Annotated in this window: 14 protein-coding genes; 7 read left to right on the top strand and 7 right to left on the bottom strand. The window is 52.3% G+C overall.

The window, feature by feature from the left end:
- The first annotated feature begins 1 nt into the window (after nucleotide 1).
- The 5 genes from AADEFJLK_RS16930 to smbP all read left to right on the top strand — a co-directional run bounded on the left by AADEFJLK_RS16930 (nucleotide 2) and on the right by smbP (nucleotide 3,687).
- A complete protein-coding gene (locus AADEFJLK_RS16930; RefSeq protein ID WP_088619556.1) occupies nucleotides 2–403 on the top strand; it encodes a hypothetical protein in 402 nt (133 codons plus the stop codon).
- Nucleotides 404–674: 271 nt separating this feature from the next.
- Entirely contained in the window at nucleotides 675–1,421 is a 747-nt protein-coding gene (locus AADEFJLK_RS16925; RefSeq protein WP_103975056.1) for a DUF5765 domain-containing protein, read from the top strand.
- Nucleotides 1,422–1,633: 212 nt separating this feature from the next.
- Complete coding sequence (msrP, locus tag AADEFJLK_RS16920) at nucleotides 1,634–2,566, top strand: protein-methionine-sulfoxide reductase catalytic subunit MsrP (RefSeq protein WP_103975055.1); 933 nt, start codon at nucleotides 1,634–1,636, stop codon at nucleotides 2,564–2,566.
- Between the two features lie 11 nt (nucleotides 2,567–2,577).
- Nucleotides 2,578–3,216, top strand: a complete 639-nt coding sequence (locus tag AADEFJLK_RS16915) for a protein-methionine-sulfoxide reductase heme-binding subunit MsrQ (protein ID WP_249028069.1) — start codon at nucleotides 2,578–2,580, stop codon at nucleotides 3,214–3,216.
- A gap of 132 nt (nucleotides 3,217–3,348) precedes the next feature.
- Nucleotides 3,349–3,687, top strand: coding sequence for a small metal-binding protein SmbP (gene smbP / locus AADEFJLK_RS16910; protein ID WP_088619552.1), 339 nt, complete (start codon nucleotides 3,349–3,351; stop codon nucleotides 3,685–3,687).
- Between the two features lie 37 nt (nucleotides 3,688–3,724).
- Here smbP and AADEFJLK_RS24095 read toward each other — a convergent pair whose 3' ends face one another.
- The 7 genes from AADEFJLK_RS24095 to AADEFJLK_RS16880 all read right to left on the bottom strand — a co-directional run bounded on the left by AADEFJLK_RS24095 (nucleotide 3,725) and on the right by AADEFJLK_RS16880 (nucleotide 14,783).
- Complete coding sequence (locus tag AADEFJLK_RS24095; protein ID WP_146054635.1) at nucleotides 3,725–3,925, bottom strand: hypothetical protein; 201 nt, start codon at nucleotides 3,923–3,925, stop codon at nucleotides 3,725–3,727.
- Nucleotides 3,918–4,790 carry a DUF2971 domain-containing protein gene (locus tag AADEFJLK_RS16905; protein WP_157679161.1) on the bottom strand — a complete coding sequence of 291 codons (873 nt, stop codon included), beginning with the start codon at nucleotides 4,788–4,790 and terminating at the stop codon, nucleotides 3,918–3,920. Before AADEFJLK_RS16905 ends, AADEFJLK_RS24095 begins: the two co-directional genes overlap by 8 nt.
- Nucleotides 4,791–4,898: 108 nt before the next feature.
- Nucleotides 4,899–6,596, bottom strand: a complete 1,698-nt coding sequence (gene ilvD / locus AADEFJLK_RS16900) for a dihydroxy-acid dehydratase (protein WP_103975053.1) — start codon at nucleotides 6,594–6,596, stop codon at nucleotides 4,899–4,901.
- 226 nt (nucleotides 6,597–6,822) lie between these two features.
- Complete coding sequence (locus AADEFJLK_RS16895) at nucleotides 6,823–9,687, bottom strand: NHLP bacteriocin export ABC transporter permease/ATPase subunit (protein ID WP_103975052.1); 2,865 nt, start codon at nucleotides 9,685–9,687, stop codon at nucleotides 6,823–6,825.
- Nucleotides 9,684–11,873 carry an NHLP family bacteriocin export ABC transporter peptidase/permease/ATPase subunit gene (locus AADEFJLK_RS16890; RefSeq protein WP_103975051.1) on the bottom strand — a complete coding sequence of 730 codons (2,190 nt, stop codon included), beginning with the start codon at nucleotides 11,871–11,873 and terminating at the stop codon, nucleotides 9,684–9,686. The genes AADEFJLK_RS16895 and AADEFJLK_RS16890 overlap by 4 nt, the downstream gene beginning before the upstream one ends.
- Before the next feature lie 15 nt (nucleotides 11,874–11,888).
- Complete coding sequence (locus AADEFJLK_RS16885; RefSeq protein WP_103975050.1) at nucleotides 11,889–13,145, bottom strand: NHLP bacteriocin system secretion protein; 1,257 nt, start codon at nucleotides 13,143–13,145, stop codon at nucleotides 11,889–11,891.
- Nucleotides 13,146–13,163: 18 nt separating this feature from the next.
- Nucleotides 13,164–14,783, bottom strand: coding sequence for a TolC family protein (locus AADEFJLK_RS16880; protein WP_103975049.1), 1,620 nt, complete (start codon nucleotides 14,781–14,783; stop codon nucleotides 13,164–13,166).
- 193 nt (nucleotides 14,784–14,976) lie between these two features.
- Between AADEFJLK_RS16880 and AADEFJLK_RS16875 the strand changes: the two genes are divergently transcribed.
- Together AADEFJLK_RS16875 and AADEFJLK_RS16870 are read left to right on the top strand one after the other, a co-directional pair.
- The gene (locus AADEFJLK_RS16875; protein WP_103975048.1) at nucleotides 14,977–15,597 is read left to right on the top strand and encodes an RNA polymerase sigma factor; all 621 of its coding nucleotides are present in this window, start codon (nucleotides 14,977–14,979) and stop codon (nucleotides 15,595–15,597) included.
- A 91-nt stretch (nucleotides 15,598–15,688) separates the two neighbouring features.
- Nucleotides 15,689–16,204, top strand: a complete 516-nt coding sequence (locus AADEFJLK_RS16870) for a Nif11 family protein (RefSeq protein ID WP_170065146.1) — start codon at nucleotides 15,689–15,691, stop codon at nucleotides 16,202–16,204.
- Nucleotides 16,205–16,349 lie beyond the last annotated feature (145 nt).

The following is a 16,349-nucleotide window of genomic DNA, read 5'->3' as shown; positions in this document are numbered from 1 at the left end:
CATGCACAAGCTCCCCATATTGTTACTGCTAGCCCTACCCTGCGCCGCCTCTGCCGCCAGCTTTTTCCGCCCGCCCGCGACCATGGTCGGCATCGGCAACGCCCCTTGCTCGGCATTTGTCAGCACTTACGAAACAATGGCAAAAATTAACCGCCACGAAGTGCAAGACTCCGCTACGCTACAGAAAACCTACGAGGATTATGGCAACTTTAGCGGCACATTAAGCGGTTTTTTTGCCAGTTTTATGATGGAGCATGGCGATAAAGTCTGGCCGTTTAAAAGTACCGATTACGCCCTATCGCTGGCCTACCAAACCTGCCAACATAACCCGACCACCCGCTATATTGATATAGTTTATCTAATGGCGAAAACCTCATTTGCCCGCGGCGTAAAATGGAAATGACAGTCCGGCGATAAAACCATTGTATAAACCCATCGGCTATTGCGAACCCTAGTGTAAAAGAGGGAATGGGCATAAAATAGCAGCGGCGGCACACGCCAGGGAGCGCGGGCATCCTACCCGCATATACGGCCACAATAGCCATATACCAAGCAGGGTTCAGATGCAAAAACTATTTCGTTCAGACCACAGGTCTTATCGGAAACAGCTCCGCTACTGGCATCACACCATCCCCTAAAAAGGATAAATAATAACAATAACAAGGGGCAAGGCAATGTGTTGGAGTGGCGAAGCGTCCACCGTTTTAGCGGCGGTGGGCTTAGGCAGTACTGTGTATTTTTATTATAAAAAAGAACCGCTGGCGTTATGTGCGGCGTTGGGCTTTTTTTCGTTGATGGAAGCCTTGCAGGCTTATACCTATACGGTGATCGACGATTGCGCCAATCCGGGCAACCAGATCGCCACCTTACTGGGTTATATCCACATCGCCTTCCAACCGTTCTTTGTCAACGCCGTGTCCATGTATTTCATCCCTGACATTATCCGGCAGAAAATTTCGCCGACGGTGTATTTTATTTGCTTTGTCGCCACGGTCTGCCTGTTGATCCGCTTATATCCGTTTGATTGGGCACCGATGTGCTATGAAGTAAAGACCAAAGTAGTGCTGTTCAGCGATTATTTCGAATCGTTTAACGTGCCTTTTTGCGGCAAGCATATTTGCTCGGTGTCAGGGCAGTGGCATATTGCCTGGGAAATTCCGGCCATCGCCAACTTGGTGCTGTTTAATATGTACGTCATCGCCGCGTTTATTATGCCGGTGCTGTACGGGTCTTGGAAAATAACAGTCTACCACATCGTGACCGGGCCGTTTTTGGCCTATTTAAGCACCAACAACCCCAACGAATGGGCGGCTGTGTGGTGTTTATATTCTATCGGCCTGTTGCTGTTGCTGCTCAAAACCCCGATTCGGGACTATTTGCATGTGCGCACTTGGTTCTGGTGGCGCTGGCTCAAGGTATAAGCCGCTTGCCTTCTGGCGATTATCGGGTAAATAAATTTAGATGGCCGGAAAAAACTGCCGGTGAGTCGGGTTTGCCCTCCAAGACATAACGGCGATAGCAGCATCCGACGCTATCGCCAACCGAACCGCCGAAAAAAAAAACGGTAAGCAAAACGTTTTGCTTACGACTACTTATAAAAGCCATCCACTTATCATAAAAAAGGAACGCCGTTATGAGTTACCGACCCGACCCCCACCTGTTGCCTTCAGACATCACCCCCCGCGAATATTATTATGATCGTCGGCGTTTTATGCAAATGGCGGCGGGAGCGACAGCGGCCAGCCTGTTGCCTGCGCCGCTGTGGGCGGGCGATAAGCTGGCGGCAGGTAAATCCCAAGCTTATACCTTAAGCGAAGAGCAGACCCCTTATAAAGATGTGACGGGCTACAATAATTTTTATGAGTTCGGCACCGGCAAGGACGACCCGGCGCAAAATGCCCACAGCTTAAAAACCCGTCCATGGACGGTGACTATCGAAGGCGAAGTGCATAAGCCCAAAACCTGGGATATAGACGAATTGCTGAAATTGGCGGCGATGGAAGAGCGGGTGTACCGCCTGCGCTGTGTCGAAGCGTGGTCTATGGTCGTGCCGTGGATAGGTTATCCGCTCGCGGAGTTGATTAAACAAGCCGAACCGACAGGTAACGCCAAGTTTGTCGAATTTATCTCCCTGCATGACCCGATGCAAATGCCCGGACAGCGTTCCGCTGTGCTGGAATGGCCGTATAACGAAGGCTTACGCCTGGACGAAGCCATGCACCCCTTAACCTTGCTGACCTTCGGCTTGTACGGGGAAATGCTGCCCAACCAAAACGGTGCGCCGATCCGCGTGGTCGTGCCGTGGAAATACGGCTTTAAAAGCGCCAAGTCCATCGTTAAAATCCGCTTTACCGAACAGCAACCGATCACCTCATGGATGAAGGCCGGGCCTAGCGAATACGGTTTTTACTCAAACGTAAACCCCGAAGTTGACCATCCGCGCTGGACACAAGCGAAAGAACGCCGTATCGGTGACTTTCTCAAGCGCCCTACCCTGCCCTTTAACGGCTATGCCGACGAAGTGGCGGGTTTGTATACCGGCATGGATTTAAAAACCTATTTTTAAGTGTCATGACCATGAAACAATTAACCGACAAAACCCTGACCTGGGTTAAAGTGGCCTTGTTCTTAGTCGCCTTAATCCCCTTAGCCCGGCTGATAATCGGCGGCCTGACCGATGCCTTAGGGGCTAACCCTATCGAAAAAATCACCCGCTCCACGGGCTATTGGACATTGGTGCTGATTATGGTGACGCTGGCCGTCACCCCATTGCGCAAACTGACAGGCTGGCACTGGCTGACCCGTACCCGCCGGATGCTGGGGCTGTTCGCGTTTTTCTACGCCTGCCTGCACTTTTTGACCTATTTGGTCTTAGACCAATTTTTTGACTGGGACAGCATCCTTAAGGACATCATCAAACGCCCTTATATCACGGTCGGTTTCCCCACCTTCCTGCTGCTGATCCCGCTGGCGGTCACCTCCAACAACGCCTTAATCAAAAAGCTCGGCGGCAAACGTTGGAAAGGGCTGCACCGCCTGATTTATGTGATCGGGGTCGGCGGCGTGGTGCATTACTGGTGGCTGGTAAAAAAAGACCTGACCAACCCTATGGCATTTGCGGCCATTTTGGCGGTATTGCTGAGCTTTCGGCTGGTGTTTTGGTGGCGCGGACGGCAACCACAGGCACGGCCTGTCATCGCCAAGCCTAGCAATTAAAAAGAGCGGCATACTTGTATTACGCTATTGAAAATAATCCTCCAGCTATTTAGAATAGTAGTGTCGGATCGCTACAGGCAATCCCGGCAACTATAATAAATATATCGACTTAACTAGCATGAGGAAAGAATAATGAAAAAATTAGCATCTATTTGTGCAGGCTTATTCTTGATTTTGAGCACTGCCGCTTTCGCCGCCGAAGACCACGCCGCCGAAGCGTTAAGCCACGCTAAAGCCGCCGTAGAACACGGCAAAGCCGGCCACCCGCCCGTCTTGGTAGAACACGCCAAATTGGCTTTAGAACATACCTTAGCAGGTTCTTTAGTCGCCCACGGCAAAGCCAAAAACCATCTGGACGCAGCCGCCCAATCCTTGCAAGACGCGATTGACCAAGGCGGCCTAGACCAAACCGCCCCCGCCACCAAATCGGCGGAAGAGGCAGTGGAACACATTAAGGCCAGCAGCAAATAAGCGGTTGTTTTTAGCCATAGGGGCGGCTTGGCTGCCCTTATGGTTGTGATTGTCCGGCTAGCAGGCATACAATTCGGTCAAATAGATTTCTTCGGCTTGCCCTTCGCAAATAACAAAGCAGCGTATCATCGTGAATGCCGCCCACCAATAATGTTTTGCTGCCATACTCACCCAGCGCGTAATCTTCCAGACAGTCTGTTAACCGCTCTTCGTCAAGGCGTTTAATGGCATTAATCATTTAGGCTCATCAATTCTACCCCTGTTCTGATTGAAAATCTTGCTTGCACAACTTCTACTGGCGAATCAAGGCTATGAACATAGTCAACTACAGCATTCCGATGCTCTGGAGAAATGTTCCAGCCCAATATCACACGCCCTATGCAAGTGAAAGGAAGCTGATGTAAGTATATGATGCCAGTTTCTTGGCATTCTGTTTTTTTATATTCTACTTTGTTACATTCTTTGAGCGGCTTTATAATGCGCACTTCTTGTTCGTACTGCCAATCTTGGAATTTATCGAAAAAAAGTGATTCGTGGGACTTTGGGTCAAAAGTTACACCTGATATTTCTTGTCCATAGCGTACTGGAATAAGCTGGTTCAACACACCAGTATTGTCACCCAAAAATTCATTTTTTAATTCGGACTCTAGAAACTCAACCACAAATCCTTTGGCATTAGCCGCATAATGCGCCCACATAGGAAGTGAGTCATATCGTTGCGAAAGACAGAATATGCCGACATTGGAGGAAATTGCTGTGGCAGTTCTGTAAAGCTGCGGTTCTAAATTTTGTATATCATTAAAAAATGGTAAGCGGATAACTTGGCTTGCCTGTTCTTGTGTCGCAGGTATTCCAATAACCATAACTTCTGGTGCTAGACGCTGCAAAAGGTTGCCCTGTTGCCTGAGATAAATCATATCTTGTTCGCTATAACCATGCTGACGTAGGTACTGAAGTGAAGCTTTTATCTCGTCAATATCGAGATTCGGCACAAGCTCGGATGGATCGTTCAGTTCCGGTATTGGCGTGAATTTGATACTGCCACCAATTAAGCTATGAATAACATCAAGATTATTATCAATGAATTTATAGAAACTAGACATGGCAATTACTCTATAGATCTTTATGATAAAGCTTCTGTTCCAGAACATACCGGAACAGAAGCGGCCCTTTCTCCAAACCTTAACAAACAGGCTTAGCCCTACCCCATCCTAATTATCCGTAACCGCCCCCAAAGAAGCCGAGTTAACCAACTTAGCATACTTAGCCAACACCCCACGCGTATAACGGGGTGCAGGTTGTTGCCATTTGTCCATGCGCCGCGCCATTTCATGCTCATTAACATGCAGGGTCAAAGCGTTGTTTTCCGCATCAATAGTAATGGTGTCGCCGTTTTCGATAACCGCTAAAGGCCCGCCGACGTAAGCTTCCGGGGTGATGTGGCCGACCACGAAGCCATGCGTACCGCCGGAAAACCGCCCATCGGTAATCAGCGCGACTTCTTTGCCTAAGCCTTTGCCCATAATCGCCGAGGTGGGTGAGAGCATTTCACGCATTCCGGGGCCGCCTTTAGGGCCTTCGTAGCGGATAACAATCACATCGCCTTTAACAATATCGCCGTTCAAGATGCTTTGCAGAGCTAGCTCTTCGGCATCAAACACCTTTGCCGTACCCGTAAAGCACAGGCCTTCCTTACCCGTAATTTTTGCCACCGCGCCTTCGGGGGCGAGGTTGCCGTATAAAACGACCAAGTGGCTGTCTTTTTTAATCGGGTTGCTTAAGGCACGGATCATATCCTGACCGTCCGGGTAAGGCGCAACCTCAGCCAAGTTTTCCGCCAAAGTTTTGCCGGTCACGGTCAAACAATCGCCGTGCAGTAAACCTGCGCCTAACAGGACTTTCATTAACGGTTGGATACCGCCGATTTCGATCAATTCCGCCATTTGGTAGCGTCCGCTAGGCTTCAAATCCGCCAACATCGGCACGCGCTTGCCGATACGGGTAAAATCGTCCAAGTTAATGTCCACTTTCGCCGCATTCGCCATCGCTAAGATATGCAGCACCGCGTTAGTGGAACCGCCCAAGGCGATGACTACGGTGATGGCATTTTCAAAGGCTTCTTTGGTCATGATGTCGCTGGGCTTGATGCCTTTTTTCAGCAACTCCAACACCGCCGCGCCCGCACGTTCGCAGTCCAGGCGTTTGTCGTTGGAAATGGCGGCTTGCGCGGAGCTGTTCGGCAAACTCATGCCCAAGGCTTCAATCGCCGAGGCCATGGTGTTGGCGGTATACATGCCACCGCAAGAACCCGCGCCAGGAATGGCTTTGGCTTCAATTTGCGCCAGCTCTTCATCGTCGATTTTATTATTGGCGCGTGCGCCGACCGCTTCAAACACCGACACAACATCGAGTTTTTTGTCTTTGTGGCAACCGGGCATAATCGTGCCGCCGTAGACGAAAATCGCCGGACGGTTGAGGCGGGAAATGGCGATCATACAGCCGGGCATGTTTTTGTCACAGCCGCCGATAGCGACCACGCCATCGAAACCTTGGCAACCGACCACGGTTTCTATCGAGTCGGCGATCACTTCACGCGACACCAACGAGTATTTCATGCCCTCAGTACCCATAGAGATACCGTCAGAAATGGTGATTGTGTTGAACACCACGGCTTTACCGTTGGCGTTATTAACCCCCGCCGCCGCATCGTCCGCCAGTTTGTTGATGTGCATATTGCAAGGCGTGACCATGCTCCATGTCGAAGCGATGCCAATTTGCGGCTTTTTAAAATCTTCATTGCTAAAGCCGACCGCATGTAACATGGCGCGGCTAGGCGCGCGCTCCATGCCATCGACAACTTGTGATGAAAAGGTGCGGGTGTTAGAAGTAGGTTCGTCAGGGTGAGCCATGTAACAATTCCTTTAGATGTGGAGTAAGTGGAATGGGTGGAAAAATGGCTACCATTATAGAGTATATGGGCTAGGGACGGATAGGCGGCAGTGCAGAAGAACACAAAAGCCTTGTCATTGGATGTAACCTACTCCAACATCGTGTGAAATAATTTAATGATGGTAATACCGGACATATCATCCGCTATGCAATATGCATAAAATAACGTCATAGCTTAACGCGCTGTTACAACAATTGCCGCTTGGCCAACAACGCAAACGCGCCACCCTTTGCCATCAGTTCATCATAAGTCCCACATTCGCTGACCTGTCCGGCCTCAATGACGAAAATGCGGTCGGCTTTCTGAATAGTGGATAGGCGGTGGGCAATGACGATGCGGGTGGCATTAAGGTGTTCAATGCTTTGTGAAACAATGGATTGGGTATGGTTGTCAAGGGCACTGGTGGCCTCGTCAAACAGCAGGATGCGGGGTTTGTTGACCACGGCGCGGGCAATCATCAGCCGTTGTCTTTGGCCGCCGGACAGTGTTCCCGCACCTTCGGCGATGACGGTGTGCATACCCATCGGCATGGCTTTAATGTCGGCTTCCAAACCCGCGATACGGGCGGCTTCCCAAGCATCATCCAAGGTCAGCGGTGCGGAACCGACAATATTGCTGAAGACATCACCCGACATCAGCTTGCCGTTTTGCAGCACCACGCCCAGTTGCTTCCTGACCGCACCAATATCCAGACCGGACAGGTCTTGGCCATCATAATAAATCGCGCCTGATTCAGGGTTATCAAACCCCAATAACAGCCGATATATAGTGGATTTACCCGAACCTGACGGGCCGACAAAGGCAATGAATTCGCCAGATTTTATGTTGATTGACAAGTTATGGAGTATAGTCGGCCCATCAGGAACATAACGGAATGTAACCAAATTAAGGTCAATCGCCCCGGTCAATAGGCCGGGGGACTTGTGGGCGGCGCTCATTTCCGGCAAAGTCTCTAAAATGGGTTGGGCGCGTTCGTATAGCGGAATGACGGGGATTAGCATCGTCAGGGCGTTGAACATCGCCAAAGTGGAAGCTAAAAACTGCGTGAATGCCGTGTTGAAAAAAACAAAATCGCCGGTGCTGAGGTTAGGCAGGGCAAAAGCGGTGATGCCAAATAACAGCGCCGATGCCAAAACCGGGTAGCTTGACTCAATAACGATGATGATGTTGCTGATACGGCGGGCCTGATAATCCAAGGCTTTTTGTTTGGCGAAATCGGTCGCCCACAACGCAAAGGCGCGTTTTTCCGCACCGTTGGCGTGGAGTTTGCCGATACCGTTGAGCAACTGGAACACCCGGCTGGCAAGCGTGCCTTGCAACCGATATTTACGCCGCTCAAAAGTAAGCCGCCAGTAATTGAGGCCGGAAAACAGCAGGATGATCAACACCGCCAACAGCACCGCCAGCCAAGCCAACTTTTGGCTGATGAAAAACAGACAGATTAAACTGGCCAAACCGAAAAACCAACTGAGTACCGCCGCTTGTGTGGTGGTGTTGAATTGGCGGAAGATCATGCCGATGCCCAGTGCGCGGTTGGCTAAATCGCCCGCCGAATAGCGGCGGAAAAACACCGTCGGCAAATACAACAGGCGATGGATCACCGCCATTTGCACAGCATTGCCGATGCGGCCATCCATAATGCGTAACATAGCAATGGCGCGGGTCAGTTCAAAGGCGCTGATACCTAGGGTAGCGGTGAACAACAGCAATACCAGTTGCACCAGTTCGCTGTGTTGGGCGTTGGGGATGACGCTGTCGATCAGCAAGCCAGTGCCGAATGGCACTAACAGCCCTAATAGGCCGCCCAATACACCCACCCCCAGTAAACGGCGGAAGTCGCCACCGCTCCCCACCTTGCCCAGACGCAAAGCCTCTTTGATCCCAATCGGCTGTCCAATCGGGAAGGTGCGGAAAAACGTCACGGCGGTATCGCCAAGCCCGGCGGCATTCTCCTGGGTTAAAGGTACGCGCGATTTATCGGTGGGATCAACCAGCCAATAGCCTTGGCGGCCACGCGGTAACAACGCCACCGGACTGCCGTCTTTACGGGCGGCCAGCAACGCCCCGGCATCCTCCTGCCACCAATGCTCACCCGTGAGCGTCACTTGGCGCAGGGCGGCCCGACTGCGTAAGGCCAAATTTTCCACTGTGTGAATGGCAGGATCAATTTTCTCGCCGCTGGGCAAAGGCGAACGGATACCGCTGGCTTCCATCACCAACAAACAGGCATCCACAGCCGCCAGCCCTGTCCAATCGCTGAACGGCAAATAGTGTTCAGACGAGGCATCCATAATGTGGGTCAACCCTGCTAAGGCATCACCGAACCGTTGCGTTTCCAGTTCCTGCTTATATACCAAGCGTTGCGCTTCCGCGCTTTGGCGTTGGTCGCGCTGCTCTTTGATCGCTTCCAGCAAGGCACTATGGCAGGCATCTAAGGCGGTTTGCAAATGCCCGGTGCTGGCCAGCACCGCACTGCTTTGACACACCAAATCGCCGTCCACGCTGGCTTCCATCCAAGCCTGCAAATTTAACGGCAACACCACCGTCCGCGAACGCACTTGCTGCATGGGCATCCACACCAGCACCGGTATCAATGCCTCACCACTAGGGTCAACTAGCCAAACCACGCCTTCGTGGTCTTCCTTATCGGCTTCTTCAAACAACGAATCCATAGCCGATGATTGGCGCAACACCACATTGAGCATAATTAGCCATTCATCCAACTCGGCTACCCATTCTTCGGGCGATTCTGCCGCCAGTTCGGCACGCGCTGATAGGGAAGAAGCCAAACAAGCCAGACGGGTGCCAGGTAATCCCACCGCTAACAGACCCATTCCGACCGCGCCGCCACCCTCCCCCAAGCCCAGCAAATAGTGCCCCGCTTGCAAACGGCAGATATGTTCGCGTACCCCAACGGGATTGCCGTCCCTGACTTCGACAGCGAACAAGTCAACTTGGCCTTGTGCGACCTTCCACAGTTCGCTGCGCCCGTTCAGCAATATCGGCTGGTTACTATCTAAGGGCAGGGTTTCTAAGGCGCTTATGTTCATGTTTCGCTAACCAAACGGTAGTAGGCTTTTTTCAGGTTGAGCAACTGCTCGTGGTTACCGCGTTCGATAATCCGACCACGTTCCATGACGATGATTTCGTCACAATCGCGGATGGTGGATAAGCGGTGCGCGACGATCAGGCAGGTACAGCCACGCTGGCGGATATGGTCATCAATTTGTTTTTCCGTACTGGGGTCCAGAGCCGCCGTGGCCTCATCCATGACCAAAATACGCGGGTTGCTGGCCAAAGCGCGGGCGATTTCCAGACGTTGAGCCATGCCGCCGCTATAATTGGTGCCGCCTTCCTCGACAAGGCTGCCATAACCGCCGGCCCGACTGATAATGGCATCATGGATGCAGGCATCTTTAGCCGCACGGATGATGTCCACCTCAAGCAAGGTGTCGTCCCATAAGCTCAGGTTATCGCGCACCGTGCCTTCAAACAAATACACATCTTGGTCAACACCGTTCAAGGAGGCATGTAAGACCAAACGCGGCAAGTCTTGCTTAGGGATGCCATCCAACAAAATATCGCCTGACCAGGGCGCGTTAAGCCCCATGACCAGCTTGGCGATAGTGGACTTGCCGCTGCCGGATGCACCCACTAGGGCGACCCGTTGGCCGGGCTGCAAGTGCAGGTTGAAATTGTCGATTAACGGCGGATCCAAACGGCTGTAGCCAAAACAAAGATTGCGTAATTCCAACTCGCCCTGTAATTTTGCCTCCGTTTCTAGGGTACTGGCAGACTCTTCCCAGTCTGCGGCCTTATAATGCAAGACATCATCCAAGCGTGCCAAATCGCCTTCAGCCTGTTGTAACTTGCCAGCCAACCCCATCAGATTGGTGACAGGTTGGGTAAAACTGCTCATCAGGCTTTGGAAAGCCACCAACATACCCACAGTCAGTTCACCATTGATGACCCTGAGCCCGCCCAAACCCAAGATGGCCACACTGGTCAGCCCCGACAGCAATGTCGGCAAAGCCGCCAACAAGCAGTTGTACAATTCCAGTCCCTGCTCGGTGTTGTTGACCTTGGCGCGGTGGCCAGCCCAACGGGAAAAAAAATCGCTCTCGGCACCCGTGGCCTTGATGGTCTCTATGGCTTGGACACCGCCCATAGTTACGGCATTGAGCTTACCTTGGTCTTGCAACAATTTCATGTTGCTGTCTTTGCGTAGCCGCGCCACGGTTTTAAAGGCGGCATAATTGATCGCGGTGATGGCAATGCCGACTAAAGTCAGCATCCAGTCGTATTGGAACATGATCAAGGCAAAAAACACCAATGACACAATATTGGCGGCATTGGTGGCCAAATCACCAGACAGTATCTGGGCGATGCTGTCATTGGAGAAGACCCGCATCGTGATGTCACCAGCATAGCGTTGGTTGAAAAACTCCACGGGCAGGCGCAACACATGCCAAATAAAGGTGCTGGACGAGGTCAACGCCAAGCGCATTTCTAAGCGCAACAAATACGTTTGTTGCAATAACGTGAACAGGCCGCGCAACAAAGCGGTGGCCACCATACCCACCAACAACGGCCTGAGCCAATTGCCCATGTGGTCTATGAGAATATTATCGACAAAGACCTGGGTGAAGATGGGGATGACCAGCCCAGGGATGACCAACGCCAAACTTGCCAACAGCACAAACGCCAGCCCCGTCCCCGTACCCTTCAGGCGGGGCTTAAGCGATCTGAGCAAACTGCGGGCTTGCCCGCCGGGGCAAAATTCCGGCCCGGCCTCAAACGTCAGTGCCACACCCGTATATGCCTTGTTGAACTCTTCCGCCGTGACCGTGCGCGGCCCGGTGGCCGGATCGTTCAGATAAACCCGCTGTTTGCCAAAGCCTTCCAACACCAAAAAATGGTTGAAATTCCAAAACACAATAAGCGGCCTGTTCTGTGCAGCCAAACTGCCCGGCTCCAGGCGCATACCTTTGGCGATCAAGCCATAAGTGCGTGCTGCCCGCACAACATTACTGGCTTTGCTGCCATCACGCGACACGCCGCAGGCCACCCGCAGCTCTTCTAGCGGCACGAAGCGGCCATAATAGCCCAGCACAATCGCCAAAGCCGCCGCTCCGCATTCCACCGCTTCCATTTGTAAAACGGTGGGTGTCCGCACCCGTGCGCCACTTGCTTTACCGTTAGCAAACCAGCTTTTTTTCAACAACCCTTTTAACATGTGAGTTCCTTCTGTTTACAAGCCAGTGAGTTCCCTCAGCCACGGCAACACCAGACTGATGGGCCGTTTGCTTTCGATGATAAAATTGCCGGTTGCCATCGTGCCGCCGCTCAATTCCAGCTTCGCGCCCGTATCCGATGACCAAGCATAGCCGCTCGCCGTGCTGGGGTCGGTCAGCAAATCTACCGACACCGCAATCGGTGGCCCTTGTTGCGACAAGGCGCCAACCAACGATTCATTATTGAACATCGCCATCATGCCGGCGGCGGTGGCAGGATACTTGGCTACGCCTTTGACCTTGCCAAGCAGATAGCCATAGCGTTCTTTTTTATAAGTGACGGGGGAAATACGCGCGGTCATACCCGGTTGCAGGCGTTTGGCATTGCTCAGAGGCGGCAGGTAAATGACGGCTTCCAAGTTTTTGGCCGTGATTTCCAAACTCAAAATGGCTTGGCCCGTGGTGATGGCGCTGCCACGGGTAGTCATGGTTTCAATGATATTGCCGTCATGCTGGCTGATAATGTCCACAGCGAGCCGTTGGCGCAATTGCATGTCTTGCAATTGGTTTTGGCCTTGGAGGATACGCGAACGCAACATGCGCAAACGTTCACTATGCTGGTCGGCATTGCCCAATTTTTCCAGCCCTAGTTGTTGCAACTGGCTTTGCACCTCATCAATGGCGTTTTCTTCGGCATAAATCAGTTGTTGCGTTTCTTCGTAGCCTTGCTTGGTAATCAGCCCTTCGCTGACCAAACCGGCCCGTGACTGTTTGACCGTATTCAACGAACGCAAATGCTCTTCCTTGGCATGGATGATATTTTGCAGCGCATTTTTCCGGGAAATGAAAGAATGCTCTTGAGCCGTCTGTTGCGCATGTATCATCGCAATAACTTCGGCCTCTTCCTTTTCCAGCCGCTCCAGTTCTATCTGGGCCGCTTGGATTTGTTGTGCCATGGCCGGTTGGTCGATACGCCCCAGCACTTGTCCCTTACGGACGGGATCGCCGACCTTCAGGTCAGCCATTTCCGTCACTACCCCGTTACCTAGGGCGACAACATTAAAAACCCCGCCCCGGCTGATCAAAATGCCAGTACCCACCACAGTGGTGGGCAAAGAACCAAAAATACCCCAAATCAGCACGGCGGCGAGAATCATCGCCAACGCGCCCAACCCCAGCCAAGCCCGAGGCCGGGTTAGGGTCAAAAATTGGTCCAGTTGCTCCGGTCTGGCGAGCGCCTGCAAAGCGGATTGGCGAAACAGCCCGTTATTCATGGTGCATCAGTCCTAAAATCAGTGATCGGGAAGGGTAGTGAGTTCTGCCATATCCAAGGTTTGCTGTTCATGCAACGGTTCAAGCAATTGCCCGGTCTCGAACCTAAAGCGGATGACGGCTTGGAAAAAATCGCGGGCGGCATAAACGGCATTGGCTTGGCTGACACTCAGTTGCCCGTTGTTGTAAATGATGTCCAGCACTGACCCGACCCCCAATTTATAGCGTTTTTTTTCGTTTTCCAGCACTTGGAATTGGGTTTCGGCCTGAAATTTCGCTTTTGCCCATTGTGCGGCGCTCAGCCGCAAGGCATTGATGTGGACGTGTATATTATTGCGGATGGCGTTTTGCAAGGCACGGGTTTGGATACTGTTTTGCTCGGCGGCGGCGGCACGTTGGACAATAGCGCTGCGGTAGGCGTTGTCAGTGACCGGGAACGCCAGATTGACACTGACGGCGGCATTAGGGCCGTTACCCTTAGGTTGCAAGGCCGTGACAGTATTGGCGACGGCACTGCCTTCAGTCAGGCCGCTATAACCAAAGCTGAGGTTCAAATCCAATTGGGTACGGTTGTTTTGCTGCGCGGCAGCCAACAGCGTGTTGGCGGCCTGTTGGCGTATGCTGATGGCTTGCACGTCCAAACGCTGTTGGGCGGCTGTTTCAATCAGATTCTGGACAGAAACGGCATTGTCCAAGCTTGCCAAGTCCGCAGGCTCCACAACGGGGAAATCGTCGATAGGCAAGGCCACGGCGGCGGGGTCTTGGTTTTGCAACTGCATGGCCAAGGCCAGCCCGGCACGCGCGACAACCAAGGCCTGTTCCGCAGAGATACGGTTAATGGTATCCCCCGCCAGTTGGGTTTCGTAGCGCTTCACTTCCGCTTGCGGAATTTCATCCGCATTAGCCAGTTTATGGGCACTGTCGAGGAACTCCTTAGACCGATTCTCGGCGGCGGCACTGATGTCCAACAACTTTTTGGCGGCCAAGCAGTCCCAATAGGCAATAACGGTGGAGGCAATTTTAGCCGACAAGGTGAAGCGGTAATCGTGTACGGCGGAATCCAGCTCCAGTTGCGCGGCGGTCATATTGGCGGTATTGACCAATGTGCCGCTGTTTTTCAGTAACGGCACGGTAAAATTGAGGGCGAGATTGCCGCTGTTAGGGATAGTGGTGTTGCCGTAATTGTCGCTGGTGCGGATGACACTCAATTCAGGGTTAACGATGACCCCGGAATAGAGCTTTTTGCTTGCGCCAACGGTGTAGTTGAATAGGTCGCCGTTGATTTCGGTTTGTCCGCCCGACCGCAACGCTTGCGGCAACGGGGTATGGATGCTCTGCCCGCCCAGCCCAGAGTAAATGACCGGGACAAATTCGCTTTGCGCCGCCAGCAAACGGCCTTGACTGGCCTGGATTTGCTGCTCGCTCAGGGCGATATCAGGCGCGTTCGCCAAAGTAAGGCGCACCGCTTCCAACAAATGGCCGTCAAATTGCGCCGCCTGTAAGGGCTGCCCCACCAGTAAAGGCCATAGCCCCAGTAACACCAGTGGGGTTTTATAGCGGCTCCGCCGCTTACAAAACGTATGGGATGTGGCATCAGGGCATAAAATCCTGATGCCTTCCCTATCAATTGGCAAGGTCATGATTGGTTTCCCCGTCTTTTCTTGTTGTTATAGAGTCCGTTTAGGGCACAGATCCACAAAACCGCTTTCGGTAAGGCCAGAGCCACCGGCACAAATTGGCGTGCTATTTCAGTGTGGCGATAATGATTGAATTCTACAATACTATAATCAATAATCATGCAACTTTTCACCACTGGAGCGCAAAATCGTGCCGATGGTAACTTCTCCTGATGACGATATGCCATCCGAACGTCACTTTATTGATGCCGCGCTGGACGGTGACCACCGAAGCTTCTTGCATTTGGTACGCCGCCACCAAAACCGCGTTTACCGCTTCCTCCTCAAGCACATTAACCACGTCGCCGATGCTGAAGACCTGGCTCAAGATACCTTCATCGAAGCCTATTTGAACTTGGCTAATTTTCGGGGCGACTCCACCTTGGCCACTTGGCTGCTGGGCATTGCCCTCAACAAGGCCAGAAATTATCTTAACCGCGCACCCGAACGGCGTTTCCATTGGGAATCTGACGATAGCCTGTTTAACCATGCCAGTCCCAACAGTATGCCTTGCCTGGATTTGGAAAAACGCCAAGTGTTGGACACCGTGCGCCAAGGCATTGCCCAGTTGCCGACCGATTTGCGCGAAGCCCTTATTTTCGTGTCTTTTGAACAACTGTCTTATCAGGACACCGCTAACCTGCTCGGTATCCCTGTGGGTACGGCCAAAAGCCGGGTCAACCGGGCACGTTGCTTATTGGCCGATTATCTCCAAGTACAGGGGCTGACACCTTCAGATGCGGTTTTGCCCACTATAGCCGCCAGCGGCTCATGTTAAAAACTAAGGAGCGGGGAACCGGACATATTGAAATGTTACTGACAATAGCTATTTGCCAACAATTTTCCACTTGTTTATGGGGTATCTGGTTATGCAAGTTTTGACGTGTGATGACATCCGGCTCTTGATAAGCCGCGCATCCGAGCACGACTTAGATGACGGCGAGGCCAAACAATTGGCCGGGCATCTGGCCGATTGCCCGGCGTGCCGGACACACCAGGCCGCTCTGGCGGTGGTGATGGGCTGGATCGGTAGTCTAAACGGCATGTATAGCGGCCATACCCTGGATGACAATTTCGGCCAACGCCTAGAGGAGGCGATAACCGTACGCTTGCCGCCAGAAGAAGCATTGCGGCAATTTAACAGGCAAGTGACCCATGACCTCCGTTTACAGGGACAGATTAAACAAACCACAGACCTGAGCAGTTTTCTCCAGCTTTATGTGCAACTAGGCAATGCTTCAGGCTTCCGGTTTAGCGACCAGGAACTGATACGGCACATGGGTATGGCGGCCAACGATTGGGAATTGAGCGACCTTGAACTGGACGCTGTCGTTGGCGGCACCGGCGGCGACGGACATTTTTTGGACAAATTACTCAAACCCTAACCATTCGGGCGGCAATTTCGGCAACCGTTAACCTGCAAACGAAAAAAAATACCCTTTTGGCGAACTTTTTCCAGTGCGGTGTTACCCATTGCCAAGCCCCCAAATCGGGGCACGGTAAACATAGCGCCACACTGACAATTTTAAA

The organism is Methylovulum psychrotolerans, from assembly GCF_002923755.1.
Taxonomy (GTDB): domain Bacteria; phylum Pseudomonadota; class Gammaproteobacteria; order Methylococcales; family Methylomonadaceae; genus Methylovulum; species Methylovulum psychrotolerans.
The sequence above is the reverse complement of the archived record's forward strand: the minus strand, read 5'-3'. Positions and strand labels throughout refer to the sequence as shown.

Excerpts from the sequence above, each read along its gene's own strand:
- AADEFJLK_RS16930 (WP_088619556.1), top strand. The coding sequence starts at position 2 with ATGCACAAGCTCCCCATATTGTTACTGCTAGCCCTACCCTGCGCCGCC.
- AADEFJLK_RS16925 (WP_103975056.1), top strand. The coding sequence starts at position 675 with ATGTGTTGGAGTGGCGAAGCGTCCACCGTTTTAGCGGCGGTGGGCTTA.
- msrP (WP_103975055.1), top strand. The coding sequence starts at position 1,634 with ATGAGTTACCGACCCGACCCCCACCTGTTGCCTTCAGACATCACCCCC.
- AADEFJLK_RS16915 (WP_249028069.1), top strand. The coding sequence starts at position 2,578 with ATGAAACAATTAACCGACAAAACCCTGACCTGGGTTAAAGTGGCCTTG.
- smbP (WP_088619552.1), top strand. The coding sequence starts at position 3,349 with ATGAAAAAATTAGCATCTATTTGTGCAGGCTTATTCTTGATTTTGAGC.
- AADEFJLK_RS24095 (WP_146054635.1), bottom strand. The coding sequence starts at position 3,925 with ATGATTAATGCCATTAAACGCCTTGACGAAGAGCGGTTAACAGACTGT.
- AADEFJLK_RS16905 (WP_157679161.1), bottom strand. The coding sequence starts at position 4,790 with ATGTCTAGTTTCTATAAATTCATTGATAATAATCTTGATGTTATTCAT.
- ilvD (WP_103975053.1), bottom strand. The coding sequence starts at position 6,596 with ATGGCTCACCCTGACGAACCTACTTCTAACACCCGCACCTTTTCATCA.
- AADEFJLK_RS16895 (WP_103975052.1), bottom strand. The coding sequence starts at position 9,687 with ATGAACATAAGCGCCTTAGAAACCCTGCCCTTAGATAGTAACCAGCCG.
- AADEFJLK_RS16890 (WP_103975051.1), bottom strand. The coding sequence starts at position 11,873 with ATGTTAAAAGGGTTGTTGAAAAAAAGCTGGTTTGCTAACGGTAAAGCA.
- AADEFJLK_RS16885 (WP_103975050.1), bottom strand. The coding sequence starts at position 13,145 with ATGAATAACGGGCTGTTTCGCCAATCCGCTTTGCAGGCGCTCGCCAGA.
- AADEFJLK_RS16880 (WP_103975049.1), bottom strand. The coding sequence starts at position 14,783 with ATGACCTTGCCAATTGATAGGGAAGGCATCAGGATTTTATGCCCTGAT.
- AADEFJLK_RS16875 (WP_103975048.1), top strand. The coding sequence starts at position 14,977 with ATGGTAACTTCTCCTGATGACGATATGCCATCCGAACGTCACTTTATT.
- AADEFJLK_RS16870 (WP_170065146.1), top strand. The coding sequence starts at position 15,689 with ATGCAAGTTTTGACGTGTGATGACATCCGGCTCTTGATAAGCCGCGCA.